This window comes from Streptomyces liliifuscus, assembly GCF_016598615.1.
Classification (GTDB): domain Bacteria; phylum Actinomycetota; class Actinomycetes; order Streptomycetales; family Streptomycetaceae; genus Streptomyces; species Streptomyces liliifuscus.
Genome location: NZ_CP066831.1, coordinates 4,410,027 through 4,432,931, shown reverse-complemented (window position 1 = coordinate 4,432,931; position 22,905 = coordinate 4,410,027). Strand labels below are relative to the sequence as shown.

The window sequence follows — 22,905 nt, the reverse complement described above, 5'->3', positions numbered from 1 at the left end:
CCGGATGCTGGCCGCTGCCAAGGCCGTCGGTGCTCGACTCCCCAACCGACGCGGTGCATCGGCCCCTCCGGACGCCCGGTCCCTCCCCCCCCCACACACCGTCCCGAACTCTCGGTCTTCCGAAGGACTGACGCACGCATGCACAAGAACATTCGCCGTTCCATCGTCATAGCCGCCGGCGTCACCGGCGCCTGGGCGCTCGGCTCAGCCGTCGCCAGCGCGGACGAACTCCCCGCCACGTCCGCCTCCGTACCCGACGCGTCCCTCTCCGTGGACGACGTGAACGACGTGGTCGGCACGGTCACCGACACGACCGCGGACACCCTCACCGACGTCGCAGACGTCACCGGCGGTACGACCGTCAAGGCGCAGGACACGGTCGCCGACACCACCGCCAAGGCGAAGCCGACCGTCGACGCGAAGACGAAGGCGGCCGACCAGGCCCGCCGGTACGTCGAGGCCGAACTGTCGGCGCAGCAGGTCACGCGGACCGAGTCCGTCGCCCAGGGCGCCCGGACCACCCCCGTCGCTGGGACCGTGCGGACGGCCACCCCCAACGTGACCCCCAACGAGACCCCCCACGTGACCGCCAACCCGACCTCCGAAGCGACCGCCACGGCCACCGACGCACTGTCCGACGCCACCGGCCCCCGCCCCCACCCCCACCCCCACGGCGACGTCGACTACCTCTTCGGCCCCCTCTCCGCGTTCGCGCCGGAGCTGGAGCAGGCACTCGCCGCCACGCAGACGAAGCTCGGGGCGGCCCGGCGCACCGCCACCGGCGTCCCCTCCGGCGCCCGTGCCGAGATGCGGCAGACCGTCGCCACCGCAGGCCGGACCGGTGCCACCGCCGGCCGGACCGTCCCCGGCGCCCGCGACACCGTGAACGGAGTGCCCGCCCAGCTCCAGGGCACCCTCGACACCACCCCCGCCCATCTCCAGAACACGGTCGCCGGGGCCAGGACCCAGGTCCACGGCACCACCGCCGAAGTCCACGGCACCGTCGCCACGCTCGGCGGCCGGGCCCAGGCCACCGTGACCTCGGTGAAGGCCGACGCGGCCGCCACCGTCACCGGCCTCCCCTCCACGGTCCGCGGCGTCCAGGGCGACATCCAGAAGACCGTCACCCCGGTCGTCGACGAGACGGCCGCCACCGCCGTGCCGCCCGTCGCCGCCACCGCCGTGCACGGGGTCACCCCGATCGCCGGTCGGGCCGTCGGCGGGGTCACCCCCGTCGCCGACCAGGCCGTGACCGGAGTTACGCGGGTCGCGACCGGCGCCGCGAACGGAGTGGTCCCGGTCGCCGGTCGGGCCGTGGGCAACGCCACCGGCCTCGCCGATGAGGTCGTGGCCGACGTGCGCACGTACACCGACGGAGTCACCGGTGACGTGACCCCGTACGCGACGGGCGTGGTCGGGAACGTAGGCCCGTACGCGACCGGTGTCGTCGGCGAGGTCGCCCCGTACGCCATCGGCGTGGTCGCGGACGTCCCCCCGTACGCCACGGCCGTGGTCGCCCAGGTCGCCGACGAGACCGTCGAATCCGTCCTGCCGCCCGTCGTCGCCACGGCGGTGGACGGTGTGGTGCCCGTCGCCGGGCGGGCGGTCGGTGACGCGACCGTGCTCGCCGACGGTGTCGTCGGCGACGTGCGGCCCTTCGCGACCGGTGTCGTCGGAGAGGTGCCGCCGCTCGCGTACGGCGTGGTCGGCGAGGTCGACCCGTTCGCGCGGGGAGTCGTCGGCCAGGTGCCGCCGTTCGCCGAGGGTGCCGTCGACGCGGTGCGGCCGGTCGTGGACACGGTCGTCCAGTACGTCCGGCCCGTAGTGGACGGGGTCGGCGGCAGCGCCACGACGCTGGCGTACGGCGTCACGGGCGACGTACGCCCCTTCGCGGACGGTGTCGTCGGCGAGGTCGCCCCGTTCGCGGCCGATGTGACCGGACAGGTCGGGCCCTTCGGGCGGAACGTGACCGGAACCGTCGGGTCGGCCGCCGGCCCGCTGGCCGAAAACGCCGTCGACGGGGTCGAGGACGTCGCCGGGTCCGTCACCCCGAGCTATCTGCCGACGGCCCAGTACGAGGTCAACCCGAACCACGCGCCGACCACCCACCACGGGGAGCACGGGCAGTACGGGCAGTACGGCTCCCCCTACGGCGTCTGACGGACGCCCCCGCCCTGCGACCGTGCCCGGCGGCCGGTCGTACGGCACCCACCCGACCCCGCAGGGCGACGGCCACGTACGGCCGAAATCCGTCGGTCCGTGCGACCGAAACCCTGCGGTCAGGGCCGGGCGGTCCTCATTGGGGTGGGGACCGCCCGCCCTACGCCCCTTAGGTCACTGTTAGGGGCTGTTCGAGGGGCCTCACCAGGCAAACCCCAGCCTGGTGAGGCCCTTTAAACTGGCAATCTGTGACCGTAATCACCGCCCAGGTGTGATCTGCGATTTACGACCCCACCACGAGCGGGGATAACCTGCGAGGCGGACATGCCGCGTGCCGGCCACCGTGCCCACGCCCTCCTTGTGACCGCGCAGTCACGTTGCCCTTCGCGGCACGCCCACGCAGACAACGAACCGCGAGATACCTGATAGGGACGGACGCGCGTGGACCTGTTCGAGTACCAGGCGAGGGACCTCTTCGCCAAGCACGGTGTACCGGTGCTGGCCGGTGAAGTGATCGACACGCCTGAGGCAGCCCGCGAGGCGACCGAGCGGCTTGGCGGCAAGTCCGTCGTCAAGGCCCAGGTGAAGGTCGGTGGCCGAGGCAAGGCCGGCGGCGTCAAGCTCGCCGCCACGCCCGACGAGGCGGTCGCCCGTGCGACCGACATCCTCGGCATGGACATCAAGGGCCACACGGTCCACAAGGTGATGATCGCCGAGCTGTCCCCGGAGATCGAGGCGGAGTACTACGTCTCGTACCTCCTCGACCGCACCAACCGCACCTTCCTCGCCATGGCGTCCGTACAGGGCGGCATGGACATCGAGGAGGTCGCGGAGAAGACCCCCGAGGCCCTCGCGAAGGTCCCGGTCAACGCCGTCGAGGGCGTGAACATCGAGAAGGCCCGCGAGATCGTGGCCCAGGCGAAGTTCCCGGCCGAGGTGGCCGAGGGTGTCGCCGAGGCCATGGTGACCCTGTGGGAGACCTTCGTCGCCGAGGACGCGCTCCTCGTCGAGGTCAACCCGCTGGTGAAGACCAAGGACGGCCGCATCCTGGCGCTGGACGGCAAGGTCTCGCTCGACGAGAACGCCGACTTCCGTCAGCCCGGGCACGAGGCGCTCGAGGACAAGGACGCGGCCAACCCGCTCGAGGCCGCCGCCAAGGAGAAGAACCTCAACTACGTCAAGCTCGACGGCGAGGTCGGCATCATCGGCAACGGCGCGGGTCTCGTCATGAGCACCCTCGACGTCGTCGCGTACGCCGGTGAGAACCACGGTGGCGTGAAGCCGGCCAACTTCCTCGACATCGGCGGCGGCGCCTCCGCCGCGGTCATGGCGAACGGCCTGGAGATCATCCTCGGCGACCCGGACGTCAAGTCCGTGTTCGTCAACGTCTTCGGTGGCATCACCGCCTGTGACGAGGTCGCCAACGGCATCGTCCAGGCGCTGCAGCTGCTCGCCGACAAGGGCGAGGAAGTCACCAAGCCGCTGGTCGTCCGTCTCGACGGCAACAACGCGGAGCTGGGTCGCAAGATCCTGTCCGACGCCAACCACCCGCTGGTGCAGCGCGTGGACACCATGGACGGCGCGGCCGACAAGGCCGCCGAGCTGGCCGCGGCCAAGTAAGGGACGAGGGAAAACCACAGCCATGGCTATCTTCCTCAACAAGGACAGCAAGGTCATCGTCCAGGGCATGACCGGCTCCACGGGCATGAAGCACACCAAGCTCATGCTGGCCGACGGCACGAACATCGTCGGCGGTGTGAACCCGCGCAAGGCCGGCACGTCGGTCGACGTCGACGGCACCGAGATCCCGGTCTTCGGCACGGTCGCCGAGGCGATCGAGAAGACGGGCGCCAACGTGTCCGTCCTCTTCGTGCCGCCGGCCTTCTCCAAGGCCGCCGTCGTCGAGGCCATCGACGCCGAGATCCCCCTCGCGGTCGTCATCACCGAGGGCATCGCCGTCCACGACTCCGCCGCCTTCTGGGCGTACGCGAAGTCGAAGGGCAACAAGACCCGCATCATCGGCCCGAACTGCCCCGGCCTCATCACGCCGGGCCAGTCCAACGCCGGCATCATCCCGGGCGACATCACGAAGCCGGGCCGCATCGGCCTGGTCTCGAAGTCCGGCACGCTGACGTACCAGATGATGTACGAGCTCCGTGACATCGGCTTCTCGTCGGCCGTCGGCATCGGTGGCGACCCGGTCATCGGTACGACGCACATCGACGCGCTCGCCGCGTTCGAGGCCGACCCCGACACCGACCTGATCGTCATGATCGGTGAGATCGGCGGCGACGCCGAGGAGCGCGCGGCAGACTTCATCAAGGCCAACGTGACCAAGCCGGTCGTCGGCTACGTCGCCGGCTTCACCGCGCCCGAGGGCAAGACCATGGGCCACGCCGGCGCCATCGTCTCCGGCTCCTCCGGCACGGCCGCCGCGAAGAAGGAGGCCCTGGAGGCCGCCGGAGTCAAGGTCGGCAAGACCCCGACCGAGACGGCGAAGCTGGCCCGCGCCATCCTCGCCGGCTGAGCACGGCTCCCGGCAAGGCTTCTGGCGCAGCGTCCGGCACAGCTTCCGGACGGCTGATGCGCAGCCTGTACGCGGACGGGCCCGCACCCCTTCTCCAGGGGTGCGGGCCCGTCCGCGTCCCCGTATGCCCGGAAGTTCTCGTACGCACGCTCCTCAGCGGAGTTCCGGGCGGAGCCTCTCCGGACCGTTCTGGAACGTCGAGCGCAGCTTGGTGCGGACTTCCTGCTCCTCCGCGGACAGCGGACCGGGACCCGACCGCGGCGGAACCCCGCTGATCGTCGCGGCGGGCGCCTGCGGGGCCTCGTAGTGGTCGGGAGCCGTGCGGAGCGTGAACGCGGTGGACCCGATGAGCAGGACCGTGAAGGCGATGGCCGCGCGGGTCCAGCGCCGGGCGCGGCGCTCGCTTCCCGACCGCACCACGACGGGTTTCGCGGCGGTCCGCAGCGACTCCTTGCTCCCGAGCTCCGTCAGCCTGAGCCGCAGCTCCTCGGGGTCCGCCAGCTCGGGCACGCGCGCGGCGACGACGTCACGCGCGTGCAGCAGCCGGCCCGCCGCCGCGGCCGTGCTCGCCTCCGACTCCGCCGCGGTCTCCGGCAGCCCGATGCCGAGACCGTCGTGCAGAAGCACGGTGCGGCGGTACGCGGGCGGCAGGCTGAGCAGCACGGAGAGCAGCCGGCGGTCGTCCAGGGCGGCGGGCGGTGGCTCGGGAGTCCGGTGCCGAAGACGCAGCCGATGCCAGGGGGACGTCGCGTACTCGTACGCCGCCGCCCGTACCCAGCCCGCCGGATCCCGGTCGACCGCCACCTCCGGCCAGCGCTGCCACGCCAGTTGGAAGGCCCGCTCCACGGACTCGCGCGCCAACTCGCGCCGCCCGGTCAGCAGATAGGCCTGCCGTACGAGGGCGGGGGCGGCGTAGGAGTAGAGCGCGTCGAACGCCTGACCTGGCGTCAGGGCGGGGGCGGCTGGAGCGGGTTCGAAGTCGTCCTCCGCCTCGATCCCGTCCGGGTTCTCCGTCTGGCTCTCGGCCGGGTTCTCCGCCTGGTTCTCTGGCTGCTTCTCAGCCTGCTTCTTCGCCTCGGTGTTCACCTCGGTCCCGTCCTCGGCCTCGGCCTCCGGAAGCGGCGGCGGGCAGGCAGGGGTCTGCGTCACCGGGCGCCCCTTCGTACGTAAAAGTACATAAAACGTATATTGAGCGACACATCCGGGGTTCGCCTGTTACGAGGAGAAAGCGCGTGTCGTTGGGAGCATGGCCGCGTGACCCAGACGACCGACCGCAGTCCGGACCGCAGCCCGTCCCCGCCGACCCTGCTGACCAAGCCGGCCCTGCTGGCCCGATGGCGCGGGAGGTCGCCCGGACTGGCCGCGAGCCTGGTCGGCGGCGCGCTCGCCGCGGGGCTCGGACTGGCCGCGTTCACCGTACTGGTGACGGTCCTTTGGATCAGTTCGCCCTACCCGGACAGTGGTCCTGACGGGGCGTTGCATGTCGCCGCCGGGCTGTGGCTGCTCGCCCATGGCTGCGAACTCGTCCGTACGGACACGCTGTCGGGCGTACCCGCGCCGGTCGGCGTGACCCCGCTGCTCCTGGTCGTGCTGCCCGCGTGGCTGCTGCACCGCGCGGGGCGCGACGCGGCGGACGGCGACGAGGAGTCGGCACCGCCCGCCGTCCGTACGGCGTGGGTCGGTGTCGTCGCGGGCTATCTGACGGTCGGCACGGCCGCGGCCCTGTACGCCTCGGGCGGTGCGCTGCGGCCGTCCTGGGCGTCGGTCGCCGTATGGCTGCCGTTGCTCGCGGTGACCGCGGCGGGGGTGGGCGCGTGGACGGCGTACGGGCGCCCCCGGGGGCCTCTGCCGCCACGCGTACGCCGGGCTCTTCGCGGCCTCCCCCTCGCCTCATTCGTCCTCTCCGCCCCCGGGTTCCGGCTCCCGGCCGCCGTGCGCGCGGCGAGTGCGGGGGCGGCGGTGCTCGTGGGGGGCGGGGCCGTGCTGGTCGGCGCCTCACTGGTCTGGCACGGAGGTCTGGCCCGCGCGTCGTTCCTGCATCTCACGGAGAGCTGGTCGGGACGGTTCGCGGTACTGCTGCTGGCGCTGGCCCTCGTGCCGAACGCGGCGGTGTGGGGGGCCGCGTACGCCCTTGGCCCGGGCTTCGTCCTCGGCGCGGGGCACGCGGCCGATCCCCTGATGTCGTCCCCCGGTCCGCTGCTGCCGCCCTTTCCCCTGCTGGCGGCGGTTCCGGGCGCGGGTCCCGGCACCCCGCTGAACTGGGCGGCGGGGGCAGTGCCGTTGGCGGCGGGCGTGGTGGTGGCCTGGTTCACGGTGAGGGCGGGGGTGCCGGGGCGGAAGGACGCGGAGGGGGGAGAGGCGAAGGGCGAGGGGAGTGGGAAGGGGAACGGGAACGGGACGGTCCGGGTTCCGGTGGCGGCCCACCGTGGTGAGGCCTGGTCGCCCGGCCGGACCGCCGGGAACGCGGCCCTCGCGGCCCTCCTCTGCGGACTGGCCCTCACGGTGCTCGCCGCCCTGTCGGGCGGCCCCCTCGGCTCGGACGCCCTCACCGACTTCGGCCCCGTCTGGTGGCAGACGGGGCCCGCGGCGGCCGCGTGGACCGCGGTGGCGGGCGTCCCGGCCGCCCTGATCCTGCGCACCTGGCGACTCCGACAGCCGCGAGTACGGGTGCCGCGGGCGCCGCGAGTACGGGTGCCGCGGGCGCCCCGAGTACGGGTCGCGCGCGGCGGTGGGCTCTGGGGGTGGGCCGGCCGGGTGCGGAGGCCTTGGGGGCGGGGGCGGGGGCGCAGGAACCGCTGGTGCCGGGACATGGGGTTCAGGGACATGAGGTTCAGGGACACGGGGCTCAGGGACAGGCGGGCCAGACGCATGTGGGCCGGACACATGGGGGCCCGAAGGCTTCGGTCCATGAGCCTGTGGGCGGGATGACTCCGGTGCATGAACCTCTGGGCTCGGCGCCTTCGGCGGATTGGCCTCTGGTACCGGATCCCGCAGCTCGTGACCCTCTGGACGTGAAGCCTGCGGGTGCGAGGCCTTCGGTTCGCGAGCCTTCGGGCACGAAGCTCTCGGCCGATGAACCTTCGATCGATGAGCTTTCGGCCGGTGAGCTTTCGGGTCGGGCGACCCCGGCTCATCAGCCGCTGGTCCGGGAGCCGTCGGCCAAGGCTCCGCAGGCACACCTTCCGAGCTCCGAGCCGACGGGAGGCCTGTTCCCCTCCCACGCCCACGAGCCGTCGGGAACCGTGCCCTCGGACTTCGAGCGGTCAGGAGGGAGGCTCCCGACCGACGGGCCCTCCGAGCAAGCCCTTCGCCCCGAGTCCATCGCCCCCGAGCGCCTCGCCCACCAGCCCCTCGCCCCCGAGCCGCCCGCATCCCCCTTCCACCCCCGGACATCCCCCGAACTCCCCACCGAACCCCCGCCGCCCCCGCGCACTCAGGGCACTCAGGGCCTCCAAGGCACTCAACCCACCCCGCGAACCAGTTGGTTCGGGCGTATGCGGATTCGGTGGCGGTCGGAGGGGGCGGCTGTTGTCCCCGTCACGCCCGTCGAGACTCGCCGTGCCGCCCCGGACCCCGACTTCGAGCCGTACGACTTTCTGCCTCCCTCCGACTCCTTCGGATCGCTCTGGCACGACGATGTCTCGCGTGAGGCGCGCTGGGCCGCTCTCAAGAAGGCGTCCGGCCCTGCCGATCCCCCGGGGCAGGGGGACCGGAGGGACTGACGCGGGTCAGCGGGCCGCGTCCAGGCGGGCCCGTTGTTCCGCCGTCAGTTCCAGGTCGACCGCTGCCAGGTTCTCGTTGAGCTGGGCCACCGAGGAGCAGCCGACGAGGGGGATCGCCGGGACCTCGCCGTCGATCAGCCAGGACAGGACGACCTGGTTGACCGTCGCGCCGGTCTCCTCGGCGACCGAGCGGAGCGCGGCCAGCCGGGCCGGAGTGCCCGCGTGGTCGAACTCCGGCCCGAGCGGCTTGTCCTCGCGGACGTAACGGCCGGACAGGAGCGGGGTGTAGGCGACGAGTGTGAGGGACGGTTCGGCGCGCAGATAGCTGAGCAGGTCGCCGCCGGTCACGCCCTGGTCGCCGTCCGGCGAGAGCTGCCCGGGCAGGTCGGCGCGCTTGCGCAGATAGCTGTGCTGGTACTGGAGGACCTCGTAACCCGGCAGGCCGGCCGCCGCCGCGAGGCCGCGGGCCCGTTCCAGTCGCCAGGTCCAGTGGTTGCTCGCGCCGAGCAGCCCGACCGTGCCCTCGGCGACGAGTTCGGCGAAGCCCTCGACGGTCTCCCGCAGGGGCACGGTCGTGTCCTCGATGTGGGCGTACAGCAGGTCGAGCTTCGGGACGCCGAGCCGTTCGCAGCTGCCCTCCACCGCCTCCCGGATCGCCTTGGCGGACAGGCCCTCCGGGTTGTCGGTGTAGCTCGTGCCCGGGGCGAGCGGCCGTGCGCCCAGCTTCGTGGCGATGACGATCTCGTCGCCGATGCCACGGCTGCGCCGCCAGCGGCCGAGCAGGGCCTCGCTCTCGCCGCCCTGTGTGCCATGGACCCAGAACGCGTAGTTGTCGGACGTGTCGACGAACGTGCCGCCCGCCTCGACGAACCGGTCGAGGATCGCGAACGAGGTCGCCTCGTCCGTGACCGTCCCGAACAGCATCGCGCCGAGGCTCAGGACGCTCACCTCACGGCGGGTGCCGGGGGCCGTTCCGATCGTGCGGTAGCGCATGCGGGTGTCCTCCCCTTACGGCCCGCCGAGCGGCGGGCGTCGAGAGGAGCATGGATTTTGAAGCGCACTCCAAGTCAACCCATGGCCGCACCACGGATGGCCCAACTACCGCACCACGTACGGTCCACGGCCGCACACGTACGGCCCCTCCACCGCAGCACGTACGGCGCGGGCCCTCAGCCCTGCGTGCCCAGCAGCCCCCGCAGCTCCTCCGGCAGCAGCTTGTCGCAGGACTTCTTCGCCGTGTTCGTGAGCGAGTCGTTCACGCACGTGTAGTAGTCGCTGTACACGAGCTGTGCCGTGAACGTGGCCGCGACCATGGCGAGGGCCAGGGACGCGGTGACCAGGCCGCTGATCGCCGCCGTGGTCTGGGGCCTGGAGCCCGAGGACGGCGGCGCCGGGGTGTTCGGATCCGGCGCGCGCGGCGGCTTGCTGCGCAGGGCGCTGATCGCCCAGTACATGGCCAGCGCGCCGAGTAGCAGCGCCACGTACGGCCAGCTGAAGAGGGCGAAGAAGAACGCCCACATGCCGGACAGCAGCGCGAACCGGGCGCGGCGCTGGGCGGGGTCCGTCGGGTCCCAGCGCATGCCGGACCCCGGGCCGCCGGGCCCCTCGGGGCCGTTCTGTCCGCCGCCGGGCCCGCCGCCGTTGGAACCGGGCCGGTCACCGAACCGGCCGCCCTGCGCGGGCCCCGGCTGGCGGTCGCTCCACTGGCTGCCCCAGGGGGAGCTGTCGCCCTCGCCCCGGCCGTCCTGGCCGTCGCCCTGACCGCCCGCGGGCCGCCGCGGCTGCCAGGGCCGGTCGGGCGTGCCCTCGGGCGGCGGGGCGAACGGGTTGTCGTCGGCGGGAGGCTGCGGCGGCTCGGGCCGTCGGCCGGAATCGGGCGCCCCGGAGCCGCCCGTGTCACCGGAGCCGCCCGGGCCACCCGAGGAGCCCTGCCCACCTGCGGAACCCTGGCCGCCCGCTGAGCCCTGCCCGCCCTCGGGCACGTCGTCGCTCTCCCGCGGCGGAGTGGGAGAAGGGCGCCGCTCGCGCAGCAGGAGTGGAGGGAGTCGGAGACTGCGGTCCGGCATCAGGTGTGCGTCTTCCCCTTGATGGTCTCTGGCGGCAACGTGTCCACAGAGCTGGTTACGTGTCCGGGGCTCGCGCCCAAGCGTTCGTACCCGTCCCTGGTCAACGTCCCGTGCGCAAAAGGCGTTCCCCTGTGCGCACCGTGTTCCCCGGGCGGATCCTCCCCAGACGCTACCTTCCGGCCACGCCCCCGTCCCGTGGGGGCCGCTCGGTGTGCCGGTATCGTTGCTGACGGTCGGCCGCTTCGTAGACTTCCCCGTATCCGGGGGCTCGATGCATTCGTACGACCGTACAAACGCCGACCGCGGACGCGTTCTCCCCGAGAGCCGCCTCCCAAGAACCCCATGAACCCCCAGGAACCCCGAAAACCCCCGAGAAAGGGCCCCGCCGTGGCCAAGGCCAAGCGCCTCGTCGTGCTGGTCTCCGGATCAGGTACGAATCTGCAGGCTCTCCTCGACGCGATCGCGTCGGAGGGGACGGCCGCCTACGGAGCCGAGATCGTCGCGGTCGGCGCGGACCGCGACAACATCGCCGGCCTGGAGCGCGCCGAGCGCGCCGGGCTTCCCACCTTCGTGTGCCGGGTCAAGGACCACGCCACGCGCGACGAGTGGGACAGGGCACTGGCCGAGGCCACCGGCGCGTACGAGCCGGATCTCGTCGTCTCGGCCGGGTTCATGAAGATCGTGGGCAAGGAGTTCCTGGCCCGCTTCGGCGGCCGGACCGTGAACACCCATCCGGCGCTGCTGCCGAGTTTCCCGGGGGCGCACGGCGTTCGCGACGCCCTCGCGTACGGCGCGAGGGTCACCGGTTGCACCGTCCACTTCGTCGACGACGGCGTCGACACCGGCCCGATCATCGCTCAGGGCGTGGTCGAGATCCGGGACGAGGACGACGAGAGCGCTCTGCACGAGCGCATCAAGGAAGTCGAGCGAAGCCTGCTCGTCGATGTCGTGGGGCGGCTCGCCCGCAACGGCTATCGCATTGAGGGACGAAAGGTAGTTATCCCGTGACCGCCGAAGGTACGCAGGACACCAAGCGGGTCATCCGCCGCGCGCTCATCAGCGTCTACGACAAGACCGGTCTTGAAGAGCTCGCCCGCGGCCTGCACGCTGCCGGTGTCGAGCTGGTCTCCACCGGCTCCACCGCCGGGAGGATCGCCGCCGCCGGAGTCCCGGTCACCAAGGTCGAGGAGCTCACCGGCTTCCCCGAGTGCCTGGACGGCCGGGTCAAGACGCTGCACCCGCGCGTGCACGCCGGCATCCTCGCCGACCTGCGTCTGGAGTCCCACCGGCAGCAGCTCGGCGAACTGGGCGTGGAGCCGTTCCAGCTGGTCGTCGTGAACCTCTACCCGTTTCGCGAGACCGTCGCCTCGGGCGCCACGCCCGACGAGTGCGTCGAGCAGATCGACATCGGCGGCCCCTCGATGGTCCGCGCCGCCGCCAAGAACCACCCGTCCGTGGCAGTCGTCACCAGCCCCGAGCGGTACACGGACGTGCTGTCCGCCGCCCGCGACGGCGGCTTCGACCTGCACGCCCGCAAGCGGCTCGCGGCCGAGGCGTTCCAGCACACGGCCGCGTACGACGTCGCCGTCGCCTCCTGGTTCGCGAGCTCGTACGCGCCCGCCGACGACTCCGCCTTCCCCGACTTCATCGGCTCGACCTTCGAGAAGCGCAGCACCCTGCGCTACGGCGAGAACCCGCACCAGGGCGCCGCGCTGTACGTCGACGGCACGGGCGGTCTGGCCGACGCCGAGCAGCTGCACGGCAAGGAGATGTCGTACAACAACTTCACGGACACGGATGCCGCGCGCCGTGCCGCGTACGACCACGACGAGCCCTGTGTCGCGATCATCAAGCACGCCAACCCGTGCGGCATCGCGATCGGCGCGAACGTCGCCGAGGCGCACCGCAAGGCGCACGCCTGCGACCCGCTCTCCGCGTTCGGCGGTGTGATCGCCGTCAACCGTCCCGTCTCCAAGGAGATGGCGGAGCAGGTCGCCGAGATCTTCACCGAGGTCATCGTCGCGCCCGAGTACGAGGACGGCGCGCTGGAGGCCCTCACCAAGAAGAAGAACATCCGCGTGCTCCGCGCCCACCAGGGCCCAGCCGCCTCCGTCGAGGTCAAGCAGATCGACGGCGGCCGTCTCCTCCAGGTCGCCGACCGCCTCCAGGCCGACGGCGACAACCCTGCCTCCTGGACCCTGGCGACCGGCGACGCCCTGTCGCCCGGCGAGCTGGAGGAACTGGCCTTCGCCTGGCGGGCCTGCCGCGCGGTGAAGTCCAACGCGATCCTCCTCGCCAAGGACGGCGCCTCCGTCGGCGTCGGCATGGGCCAGGTCAACCGCGTCGACTCCGCCAAGCTCGCCGTCGAGCGCGCGGGCGCCGAGCGGGCCCGGGGCTCCTTCGCCGCCTCGGACGCCTTCTTCCCGTTCCCCGACGGCCTGGAGATCCTCACCGACGCCGGCGTCAAGGCCGTCGTCCAGCCCGGTGGTTCGGTCCGTGACGAACTGGTCGTCGAGGCCGCGAAGAAGGCGGGCGTGACGATGTACTTCACGGGTACGCGGCACTTCTTCCACTGAGCCCACCGGGATCGCCGGGATCACCGAGCCGTACGCGCAGGGCGGTCCGCCGGTAGTACACCCAGTACACCGGCGGGCCGTTGTCGTCGTGTCGCGATGTCACGTCGAACTGCGCAGCGCGGCCCAGGTGTTGGGGCCGACCTGGCCGTCGACCTCCAGCCCCTTGTCGCGCTGGAAGAGCTTGACCGCGGCCGTGGTGTCCCTGCCGAACTGGCCGTCCACGCCCGAGCCGCCGACGCTGTAGCCGCGCTTGTCCAACATGCACTGCACCTGCACGACGCGCTGGCCCCTGTCGCCGGACTGCGTGAGCTGGGTCCCGGAGTAGTACGTGCACTGGGAGATCCACGGGGGTGTGGCCGGTTCGGCCGTGGTCCTGCTCGGAGCGGGTTCGCTTCCGCTGCCGCCGTCTCCCTCTCCGGATCCGCCGCTGCCGCCGGCCGCGGTGGTCGCCGTCCGGGTGGGCTCGGCCTGCCCGGGGCCCCGACCGCCGTCACCCTCGCCCTCACCTCCCGTTCCGGGGGCGTCGCCCTTGGTACCGCCGTCCTTGTCGTCCTTCTCCTCGCGCGATGGGGAAGGGAACGCCGAGGCGGAGGAGTCGGGCGACGGAGAGTTCTCCCGCTTCTCGGAGGCGGTACGTTCGACGGTCGGCGCGGGGGAGGCGGTGTCGGTGGTGCCCGGGCGGGTGAGCAGGAAGGCGCTCACAGCGACGGCGCACACGGCCAGCACCGCGGCGATGACGAAGTACGGCTTCCTGCGGCGCGTTACGACCGTTCCTCGGGCGGTGTCCGGGGCGGGTGTGGGTGCGGGTGCGGGTGTGGTGTCGGGGGCGGGGGCGGGGTCGGGTGCGGGGTCGGGTGGAGCGCCGGGGACCGGGCTGCCTGCCGATGGCCCGTCTGCCGACGGTCCGCCTACCGACGGGCTGTCGGCCGTGGCCGTGGCCGGGCCGAAGCCGGGAGGTGGGGCAGGCGCGGGCGTGGCCGCGCCGTATGGGCTGACCGGAGTCGCAGGCGGGGGCCCGAAGGCCGGAAGCGGGGCGGGGGCGGGGCCGGGGGACGCCGTGCGCTGTGCGGGCGCGCGGAAGTGGCCCAGCTGCTCCGCGGAGGCGTGCCCCAGCACTTCGTGGGCCGCACGGCGGGCGAGCAGCAGCGAGCCGAGGGGTTCCTGCCACGTCGGCTCATGCGGTTCATGCGATGCACGCGGCTCATCCGGCTCACGCAGCTCGCCCGGCTCACGCGGCTTGCACACCGTACGGGGATCTGCCGGGGCGGCGTCGATCAGTTGCCGGGGTGTGGGTCGTCCGGCCGGGTCCTTGGACAAGCAGGCCAGGAGCAGCGCGGCCAGCGGGGGATCAGTCTCCGCCAGCTCGTCCATGATCTCGGACCTGGGTTCCTCGAAGGCGACACGGTGCATGACGTCCACACCGGTGCCGTCGCCGAACGGGGCGCGTGCCGTGGCCGCGTAGACGAGGGTGCTCGCGAGCGAGAACACGTCGGAGGCGGTGTCGCAGCGGCCTTCCCTGAGGTACTCGGGGGACATGAAGGCGGGGGTGCCGACCCGGCTCCCGGTGGTGGTGATCGCGCTGCTGTCGGCGGCCTGCGAGATGCCGAAGTCGATCACGTGGGCGCCCCACGTGGAAAGGATCACGTTCGACGGCTTGAGGTCCCGGTGCACGATCCCGGCGGCGGCCAGCGCGGAGAGGGCCTGCCCGAGTTCGCCGACCAGCCGCCACACGCCCGCCGGTTCGAGCCCGCCGCACTCACGGGTGGCCTCCGCAAGGTTGAGGCCGGGCACGTACTGCGTGGCCATCCAGAGCAGCTCGTCCTGGAAGCCGGTGCCCAGTAATCGCGGTGCGTGCGGGGTACTGACCCGGGCGTGCACGGCGGCTTCCCGCTCGAACCTCCGCCGGAAGTCGGCGTCCTCGGCGTACTCGGGCCGGATCACCTTCACCGCGGCGAGCCCCGGGCCGTCGTCGGCGGGCCGTGCCAGATAGACCCGCCCCATCCCGCCCTTGCCGAGCAGCCCGAGGGACACGTAGGGCCCGATGCGCGCGGGGTCCTTCGGCCGTAGCCGACCGGCCCCCGCCTGCTCCAACGCGGCGTCGCCGGACTCCGGAGAGTACGGAGACGTGGACCGCTGGTCCGGCATGGGTCCCCCGATGCGCTGTTCTTTCGCAGCCGTTCCTTCACAAAGGGCTGTGCCACCAGCCCAGTTGGCACGAGGCTATCGCGGGCCCCGTGCGCCCCGCGGCTTCTTGGGACCACGGCAGCCGGACCTGCGGAAAGCCGGGGCGGAAACAGCCGGCCGCGGTGACCGTGACGGTCACCGCGGCCGTACACGACGAAGCGAGCGAACTCGCCTCATCGTGGTGTCGACGCTACGGAAGGATCTCTGGATCGCCTGCACATGGGTGCCGTACGCCCCGTCCGGCGATGCAGTTGTCCGTGCTGCCGTAGGCGGGCGCGGAGGTACCGGCACCGGCCACTCCCGGGCCGGCCGGCAGCTCACGCCGACCGCGCAGCCTGCCTTGGCGCGCAGCGATCGGGACTTCTCCACAGGATCAGAGCCGGACGCACTTCAGGGAGCCGATGTGGCTGAACTCCCACTTGAGGTGGTCGCGTGACTGGTTGCCGTACTTGCCGTCCACACCGATCCCCTCCCTGTCCTGCGCGTACTCGAGGGCCGCCTTGGTCGCGGGGCCGAAGATTCCGTCTATGGTCAGACTCCGGCCGTAGCAGACGTTCAACGACCGCTGGAGCACGCCGACCGCGGAACTCGTCGCACCCGAGTTCATGTAGCAGTTGGTGCTCCTGTTGTAGGACGGGATGTAGGCGGTGTGCGTGGTGCCGCTGAAGGTCTTGGTCCTCTCCACGTAGGAGTTGCAGTAGCCGTCATAGGCGGCGGCCGGTGAAGCGGTGGCCAGACCGAGCCCGAGCCCCGACAGCAGCACGGCCCCGGCCACGAGACCTGACTTCGGCCGCGACATCCTGGACATCCTCATTCGACTCGTCTCCCCGTTCGTCCGGTCGGCCGACGCGCTGTCGGCCGGTCTGCGTCACACACCGATGTGGATGACGTCTCCCAGCCGGGCGCAGCCCCAGCGGGAGCCGTACCGCTGGTCCCAGTACCACTTGAGGCCCCTACGCGTCTCGGTGCCGTACTTGCCGTCCACACCGATGTCCGCCTTGCCCTGCGCGTATTCGAGGGCGGTCTTGGTCGCGGGGCCGAAGATTCCGTCGACGGTCAGGCTCCGGCCGTAGCACTCGTTCAGCGTGGTCTGGAGTGCCTCGACGGCCGCGCTGTCCGCGCCCTGGTTCATGTAGCAGTCCATGGTGCCGTTGTAGGCGGGGATCTTCGCGTCGAAGACGAAGCTGACGGAACCGAGCGCGCTGCTCCTGGTCACCGACTTGTTGCAGTAACCCGCGTAGGCGGCGGCAGGCGAGGCGGTGGCCAGGCTGAGCCCGACGCCGGACAGCAGGACGGCGGCTGCGGAGATTCCCGCCTTGGCCCGCAGAGTGTGCAAGGTCTTCATGTTCCCCCTCATTCGGTGGTCCGTTCTCGCCATGGCCATGCTGGCCGGGGCGGACCTTCCGGGGAACCTGGAATGTTTCAGGTATGCGGCGAGGTATACGGGTCCTGTCGGTGCCCTTGGGGCGCTCAAGGGTGCCGGCGTGCCGGCGTGCCGACGAGTCAGCCGGTCGCCGCGGAGCAGCCCGCGCCCAGGGGGAAGAGGCCGGTCCACATGGCCAGGACGCTGACGACGGCGGACACCGCACAGAAGATGGCCCAGTCCCTCCCCGAGCGTCAGCAGCGTGCGATCCACCTGTGGGACAGCGGGGCGTACGTGCCCGCCAGGTTTCCCTGGTTTCGCTGGGAGGTGCAGCCCGTGCGGTTGCGGGAGTTCTTCCGGGTGACGTCCGCGCCGACCGGGGTGAAGTCGCGGCCCCTGAAGTACGCCACCGCGCCGAGGCCGTTCTCGTCGTCGCTGCTGTTGTTGAAGATGGACTTCACCGGTTGGCCCCGCGTCCACCGGCAGGTGTCAGCCCCCGACAGCCAGTCCGCGTCGTCCTCGTCCCAACTGCACATCTCGCCCGAACCGTTGGGCTCGCTGAAGAAGCAGACGGAGTCGGCCGGGCAGCGGTGGTATCCGTATGTCAGACCCTGCTCCTCGTCCCGTGTCGCGTACACCAGTGCCGTCGTCGCCACGATCAGCGCCGCGGTCGCGAGGGTTCCCACCAGCGCCGGACGCCACCGGCGTCGGGGCCGCAGCCTCGGCAGCCGGGCCGAGCGGGAGGCGCCCGCGGCCCGCTCCACCCGGCGCAGCAGCGAGGCGGTGTCGTGGGCGGCCCGCTCCTCGTGCGTACGGGCCAGACAGTCGGTGACGATCTCCCGCCAAACGGCGGGGAGTTCGGGGGACAGGCGCAGTTCCTCGGTGCCGCGCGCGTACCGCACCGCCGCGTCGGAGCGGGCCTCCGTGGTGCCGCCGGGCAGCGGGAACGTGCCGGTCAGGACGAGGTGGGCCAGTATGCCGAAGGACCAGACGTCGGCGCTCGGGCGGATCTGCGTGCCGCGTTCGGTGACCTCGGACCAGAGGAGTTCAGGCGCGGTGTAGTCGGGGGTGGCGAAGGCGGGCGCGTACGCATGGGTGCCCTCCATCTCCGCCGCCATGTTGAAGTCGCCGAGGCGGGCCGAACCGTCCTTCATCAGCAGGACGTTGGCGGGCTTGAGGTCGCCGTGCACCCAGCCCGCGTGGTGCAGCTGGTGCAGGCCCTCGCAGACCTGGGCCAGCAGGGCGGGGCCGTGCGGCGGGCGCGGCGAGCGGTCCAGCAGGGCGGCCATGGAGCCCTCGGCCCGCTCCAGTACGAGGACGGTGGCGCCGTCGAGTTCGGGGTGGTCGGGGTCGTCCACGGTGAGGGCGTCGTACATCCGGATCAGCCGCGGCGAGCGCAGCCGGCTCAGCAACTCCTGCTCCCGGTGGGCCAGTTCCCGCAGATGCCGGAGTTGACGCGGGGTCCGGGTGCCGGTGGGCAGGAACTTCAACGCCGCGTACCGGGGCGGCGGCCCGGCGCCTCGGCCGACGACGGTCCCCTCGGCGGGCCTCTCGCCGACCTCGGCGGACGCCGCACCGGCCTCGGCGGACGTCGCGCCGGCCTCGGCGTGGCTCTCGCCCGCCTCGGGGGACACCCCGCCCGGCTCGGGGGACTTTCCCCCAGCCCCGGGGTGCCTCTCCCCGGCCCGGGCGGACCTCTCCCCGGTCCCGGGGGACCCTTCCCCGGCCCCGGCAGACCCCTCCCCGGCCCCGGCAGACCCCTCCCCGGCCCCGGCGGGCCGGTCCCCGCCCTCGTCGCCGTCTCCCGTGAACTTGGCCGCGTAGACGCTCCCGAACGCGCCGGAGGCGAGGGGTTCGCGTACCTCCCAGGGGCCCACCCGGTAGCCCTTCGGGACGGGGACGGTGGGGCCTGCGGTCACTGGCCCACCTCGCTCGGGGCGGCCGCGAGAACGACCAGGTCGTCCTCCCGTACCAGGTCGAAACGCAGGGCCAGGGAGACCAGCGACTCCTTCTTGCCGTAGCGGCGCGGGCCGGGCTCCGCCGCCTCCGGGCCGGGCCGCAGCCGGAGTTTGACCGCCAGGTAGTCGATGTTCCAGTACACGGAGGAGCGGTTCGCGGCGGGCCAGCCGGGCCGCAGGCGCTCCACGAGCTGGTCGACGGTGGGCAGCGGGGCGTGCGGCTCGCCGCGCAGTCGGGGCTCGCACAGGGCGGTGAGCACGGCGAAGTACCGCTTCGTGCGGTCGAGCGTGAACGCCGGTGCCGTGGTGGTTCCGGAGAGCCCGGAGCGGGCCGCGGCGCCGTAGCTGTGGCGCGGCGCCCACACGTCGAAGCTGAGCAGCTCGCCCGCCGCGGGCAGGACGACACGGGAGAACTCGAACGACACGGGCGCGTCCAGGCGGCCCGGCGCGACCTTGATGTGCTCGCCGGCGCCCTCCGGGTTCTCGACCACGTAGGTCTGGTCCTCGCTGAGGTTGCTGAGAATCCAGAAGGCCCGGTGGGCGGTGATCTCACCGGCGACCCTGGACACCCCGTCGTGGGCGATCCTCAGTCCGCCGTCCCGCGCGGTTCTGCCGAAGGCGAGCCTCTCGCCCGACGCGAGCCTGATCTGGTCGTTGTATCCGGCGCCGGATCCGCCACTGCACGGTGGCACCACGATGACGCTGTACATGGAGTCGTCCCCCTCCTCCTGCCTCAACGGAGGCCAGAGTAGGGCGAGTTACCGGGGACATGTCACGGCGGCGCGACGGGGGAGGGCATGGCGACGGCGGCCTCCGGCCCTCCCCCGAGGGGGCCGGAGACCGCCGCGTTCACCATGGACCGATACCGCCCACTCTGCGGGTGGACGCCCGCGAGCGGTACCTCGGAGGTCTCAGGGTCACTTCTTCTCCGCGGGCGTGTACTCCTTGAGGTAGTGAGCGACGCGGGCGGCGTAGTCGCGGTACTTCGGGGGAACACCGGCCGCGTCGTTCACCTTCTCGTACGACGTCCGGTAGGCGGCCGCGATCAGCACGCGGTGGTCGCCGTCGAGCTTGGGATCGAGTCGTGGCGCGATCCAGCACAGGTATCTGCTCATGGCGGGGATGGACTCGGCCGGGGAGAAGGGCGGCTCGGGGATGGTCTTGGCGGTGACGCCGTCGGACCGGATCCACCAGCGCAGCACGCGCGGGGTCCAACGGGCGATGCCGTACTCGTCGTTGGCGGGGTCGGACAGCTCCGGGTCGAAGTCGCTCTCCACCTTCAGCATGGCGGCGAGGAGCGCCGGGGTGACCTTCTCCTGCACGCAGTCGTGCGCGGAGTCGACGATCAGCGGCCGGTAGGCGGCCGGTACGCCCTTGTCGGTACGGAGTTCGCCGGAGCCGTACGAAGCCTGGACGACCTTCTCGGGCGTGGGAGCGCCGCCCCCGCCCCCCTCGGTGCCGCTCGCGTCGTCGCCCGCCCAGGTCGTGATGCCGTACGCGAGCCCCGAGACGGCGACCGTGGCGGCCGCGGCGGCGAGGACCAGCGTCGAGCGGCGTCCGCGCCGGGCGCGCAGCCTCGGCAGGCGCGGCGACGGGCCGGTGCCGGCCGCCTCCTCCACCCGCCGCAGCAGCGTCTCCGAGGAGATCCGTTCCGTGTGCGTACGGGCCAGACAGTCCCGCACGATCTCCCGCCAGCCGTCCGGGAGTTGAGGGGACAGCCGCAGCTCGTCCGTGCCGCGCGCGTACCGGACCGCGGCGTCCCGGCGGGCCGAGGGGGTGCCGCCGGGCAGCGGGAACGTGTCCGTGAGGACGAGATGGGCGAGGACACCGAAGGCCCAGACGTCGGCCGAGGGCCGGATCTGGCGGCCGCGTTCGCCGATCTCCGACCAGAGGAGTTCGGGCGGGGTGTAGTCGGGGGTGGAGAAGGCGGGGGTGTAGGCGTGGGTGCCCTCCAGCTCGGCGGCCATGTTGAAGTCCGCGAGGCGGGCCGAACCGTCCTTCATCAGCAGGACGTTGGCGGGCTTGAGGTCGCCGTGCACCCAGCCGGCGCTGTGCAGCTGGGCCAGCCCCTCACAGGTCTGCGCGAGCAGCGCGGGTCCGTGCGGCGGGTGCGGGGAGCGGGCGAGGAGCGCGGCGAGCGAGCCCTCGGCCCGTTCCAGTACGAGGACGGTGGCGCCGTCGAGTTCGGGGTGGCCCGGGTCGTCCACGGTGAGCGTCTCGTACATCCGGATCAGCCGCGGGCGCGTGAGTCTTCGGTGCAACTCGACCTCGCGCTCGGCGAGTTCACGCAGATGCGTCAGCTGCCGGGGCGTACCCGTGCCGGTGGGCAGGAACTTCAGCGCGGCCGACTTCGGCAGGCCCTCGCGCGGGTGGGCGCACCGGGCCTCGTAGACGCTGCCGAACGCGCCCGTGGCGATCGGGTCCCGCACTTCCCAGGCCCCCACCCGGTACCCCTTGGGCACCGAGACCGCGTACGCCTCGGTCACCGCGCCGCCCGGCTCGCCGGCTCCGTCAGAACGAGCAGGTCGTCCTCCCGTACGAGATCGAAACGCAGGGCCAGGGAGACCAGGGACTCCTTCTTGCCGTTGAGGCGCGGGCCCGTGTCCGCCGTGTCTGGGCCCGGCTTGAGCCGCAGTTTCACGGCCAGGTAGTCGATGTTCCACTGGACCGAGGTGCGGGACGCGGCGGGCCAGTGGGGCCGCAGCCGCTCCACGACCTGGTCGACCGTGGGCAGTGGGGCGTGCGGTTCACCGCGCAGTCGGGGCTCGCAGAGGGCGGCCAGGACCGCGAAGTACCGCTTGGTGCGGTCGACGGAGAACGCGGGCGTGGTCGTCGCCCCGTCCAGGCCCCCGGGCGAGCGCAGATAGTCGTGGCGGGGTGCCCACACCTCGATGGGCAGCAGGTCGCCCGCCGCCGGGAGCACGATCCGGGAGAACTCGAAGGGGACCGGTGCGTCCAGCCGCCCGGGTCCGACCTTGATGTGCTCGCCCGCGCCCTCCGGGTTCTCCACCACGTACGTCTGGCGGGCCGAGAGGTTGCTCAGTACCCAGAAGGCGCCCTGCGCGGTGATCTCACCGGCGTGCCGGGAAACGCCTTCGTGTGCGATTGCAAGTCCGTTGCCGGTCGCGGAACGCCCGAAGGGCAGCCGCTCGCCGGGCGCGAGCCGGATCTGGGGGCTGGTGCGTTTCGCGGCGTATGTGCCGCCGTGCGCGTCGCCGCTGGTGCCACCGCTCGCGCCGCCGTACGTGCCGTTGTGTCCGTCCTCCGTGGTCGGCGGAGGTACCACGATGATGCTGTACAAGGCCGTTCTCCCCGTCCCGCTCCCCGTTCCCAGTCCCGCACGCGGTTACCGGATCAGGGTATGGCGACGCGGCAGGGCCGTGTTCCCCCTCAGCGGGGTGAAACACGGCCCTTGGCGTGAATGGCGTGAACGTGCCGTTCCGGAGTCGGAGCCCGGGGACTCCGGGGCGGGTGCCGCGGGGACTCCGAGGTCAGTACCGCGGGCGGTTGAACCATGCCGAGGCGGCGCTGTTCACCATCGAGGCGAGGATGATGCCGGCGATGGCGAGGGAGATGAGCCCGCCGAAGGTGCCGGAACCGCCCGCGCCCTGCACGGTGTTGACGAGGCCGCCGAGGATCATCAGCGACGCGTACACGATGGTCGTGACGCGGATCCCGCTGCCGCCGTTCTTGAACTTGACGCCGAGGAAGATGGACAGGGCGCCCAGGCCCACCAGGAACGCCGCGAGTACGAAGCCCAGTCCGGCGAGGGTGTCGGTCTCGTCACCGCTGCCGACGCCGTTCGACACGTCCTGGACGGCGCCGACGGCGATGCCCGCGATGATGCCGAACAGGATCTGGAGGCCCGCCATGATGAACAGCAGGACGCGCGCGGTCTTCATCAGACCGGGCATCTCCATCGTCATGTGGTTGCCGCCCGGGTAACCGGGATACGCGGGCTGCTGCGGGTAGCCGTAGCCGGGCTGCTGCGGCGGGGCGCCCTGCGGATAGCCGTAGCCGGGCTGGCCCTGGGGAGGGTAGCCGGGCTGGCCCTGCGGAGGCTGGGGAGGGTAGCCGGGCTGCTGGCCCTGCGGCGGACCGTAGGGGTTGTTCGGGTCGCCAAAACTCATGGCGTCTTTCCTCCGTCGTTGCGTAAGTGCGGGGACGACGCGGCACATTTCGGAGGAAAGTTCTACAGATGCGGTTCGTCCCCCCGGTACTGTCCGCGGCACTGTGCCGCTCATCGTCCTTAACGCGTCGCTTATTTGTCCAGCCGGATACCGCGTGTGTTGTGCAAGTGCAACATCGCCGATCATGGCCGCGGGCCGGACGGTGACCGGACGACGACC

The 22,905-nt window shown here is 72.2% G+C and carries 17 protein-coding genes; 6 read left to right on the top strand and 11 right to left on the bottom strand.

The genetic code is table 11. From position 1 onward, the window contains the following. Positions 1-138 precede the first annotated feature (138 nt). The 3 genes from JEQ17_RS18715 (at position 139) to sucD (ending at position 4,687) form a co-directional block, all read left to right on the top strand. A complete protein-coding gene (locus JEQ17_RS18715; protein ID WP_200396309.1) occupies positions 139-2,160 on the top strand; it encodes a hypothetical protein in 2,022 nt (673 codons plus the stop codon). A 441-nt stretch (positions 2,161-2,601) separates the two neighbouring features. After that, a complete protein-coding gene (gene sucC / locus JEQ17_RS18710; protein WP_200396308.1) occupies positions 2,602-3,780 on the top strand; it encodes an ADP-forming succinate--CoA ligase subunit beta in 1,179 nt (392 codons plus the stop codon). A 22-nt stretch (positions 3,781-3,802) separates the two neighbouring features. Continuing rightward, positions 3,803-4,687 carry a succinate--CoA ligase subunit alpha gene (sucD, locus tag JEQ17_RS18705; RefSeq protein ID WP_200396307.1) on the top strand — a complete coding sequence of 295 codons (885 nt, stop codon included), beginning with the start codon at positions 3,803-3,805 and terminating at the stop codon, positions 4,685-4,687. Between the two features lie 153 nt (positions 4,688-4,840). On the opposite strand, the gene JEQ17_RS18700 is transcribed toward sucD, so the two are convergent. Continuing rightward, positions 4,841-5,683 (bottom strand): SigE family RNA polymerase sigma factor, encoded by an 843-nt coding sequence (locus tag JEQ17_RS18700; RefSeq protein WP_200401577.1) that lies wholly within the window; start codon positions 5,681-5,683, stop codon positions 4,841-4,843. Positions 5,684-5,941: 258 nt separating this feature from the next. On the opposite strand from JEQ17_RS18700, the gene JEQ17_RS18695 reads away from it, so the two are divergent. Continuing rightward, a complete protein-coding gene (locus JEQ17_RS18695; protein WP_200396306.1) occupies positions 5,942-7,615 on the top strand; it encodes a cell division protein PerM in 1,674 nt (557 codons plus the stop codon). A gap of 800 nt (positions 7,616-8,415) precedes the next feature. Here the strand turns inward: JEQ17_RS18695 and JEQ17_RS18690 are convergent. Both JEQ17_RS18690 and JEQ17_RS18685 read right to left on the bottom strand, forming a co-directional pair. After that, positions 8,416-9,402: an aldo/keto reductase gene (locus tag JEQ17_RS18690; RefSeq protein ID WP_200396305.1), complete on the bottom strand. Its 987-nt coding sequence runs from the start codon at positions 9,400-9,402 to the stop codon at positions 8,416-8,418. 176 nt (positions 9,403-9,578) lie between these two features. Then, positions 9,579-10,475, bottom strand: a complete 897-nt coding sequence (locus tag JEQ17_RS18685) for an MFS transporter (RefSeq protein ID WP_200396304.1) — start codon at positions 10,473-10,475, stop codon at positions 9,579-9,581. Between the two features lie 342 nt (positions 10,476-10,817). Here JEQ17_RS18685 and purN point away from each other — a divergent pair, with 342 nt between their 5' ends. Then, positions 10,818-11,483 carry a phosphoribosylglycinamide formyltransferase gene (gene purN / locus JEQ17_RS18680; RefSeq protein ID WP_200396303.1) on the top strand — a complete coding sequence of 222 codons (666 nt, stop codon included), beginning with the start codon at positions 10,818-10,820 and terminating at the stop codon, positions 11,481-11,483. Next, entirely contained in the window at positions 11,480-13,051 is a 1,572-nt protein-coding gene (purH, locus tag JEQ17_RS18675) for a bifunctional phosphoribosylaminoimidazolecarboxamide formyltransferase/IMP cyclohydrolase (protein WP_200396302.1), read from the top strand. The genes purN and purH overlap by 4 nt, the downstream gene beginning before the upstream one ends. 99 nt (positions 13,052-13,150) lie before the next feature. On the opposite strand, the gene JEQ17_RS18670 is transcribed toward purH, so the two are convergent. The 8 genes from JEQ17_RS18670 to JEQ17_RS18635 form a co-directional block, all read right to left on the bottom strand. Then, entirely contained in the window at positions 13,151-15,196 is a 2,046-nt protein-coding gene (locus tag JEQ17_RS18670) for a serine/threonine-protein kinase (protein WP_200396301.1), read from the bottom strand. Between the two features lie 412 nt (positions 15,197-15,608). Then, positions 15,609-16,034 (bottom strand): peptidoglycan-binding domain-containing protein, encoded by a 426-nt coding sequence (locus tag JEQ17_RS18665; RefSeq protein WP_200396300.1) that lies wholly within the window; start codon positions 16,032-16,034, stop codon positions 15,609-15,611. Between the two features lie 69 nt (positions 16,035-16,103). Beyond that, positions 16,104-16,580, bottom strand: coding sequence for a peptidoglycan-binding domain-containing protein (locus tag JEQ17_RS18660; RefSeq protein ID WP_200396299.1), 477 nt, complete (start codon positions 16,578-16,580; stop codon positions 16,104-16,106). 272 nt (positions 16,581-16,852) lie between these two features. Then, positions 16,853-18,517 (bottom strand): protein kinase domain-containing protein, encoded by a 1,665-nt coding sequence (locus JEQ17_RS18655; RefSeq protein WP_234048259.1) that lies wholly within the window; start codon positions 18,515-18,517, stop codon positions 16,853-16,855. Next, positions 18,514-19,266 (bottom strand): FHA domain-containing protein, encoded by a 753-nt coding sequence (locus tag JEQ17_RS18650; RefSeq protein WP_200396298.1) that lies wholly within the window; start codon positions 19,264-19,266, stop codon positions 18,514-18,516. Before JEQ17_RS18650 ends, JEQ17_RS18655 begins: the two co-directional genes overlap by 4 nt. A gap of 207 nt (positions 19,267-19,473) precedes the next feature. Beyond that, on the bottom strand, positions 19,474-21,042 hold the full coding sequence (locus tag JEQ17_RS18645) for a serine/threonine protein kinase (protein WP_200396297.1): 1,569 nt from the start codon (positions 21,040-21,042) through the stop codon (positions 19,474-19,476). After that, positions 21,039-21,857 carry an FHA domain-containing protein gene (locus JEQ17_RS18640; RefSeq protein ID WP_200396296.1) on the bottom strand — a complete coding sequence of 273 codons (819 nt, stop codon included), beginning with the start codon at positions 21,855-21,857 and terminating at the stop codon, positions 21,039-21,041. Before JEQ17_RS18640 ends, JEQ17_RS18645 begins: the two co-directional genes overlap by 4 nt. A gap of 190 nt (positions 21,858-22,047) precedes the next feature. After that, entirely contained in the window at positions 22,048-22,686 is a 639-nt protein-coding gene (locus JEQ17_RS18635) for a hypothetical protein (RefSeq protein WP_200396295.1), read from the bottom strand. Positions 22,687-22,905 lie beyond the last annotated feature (219 nt).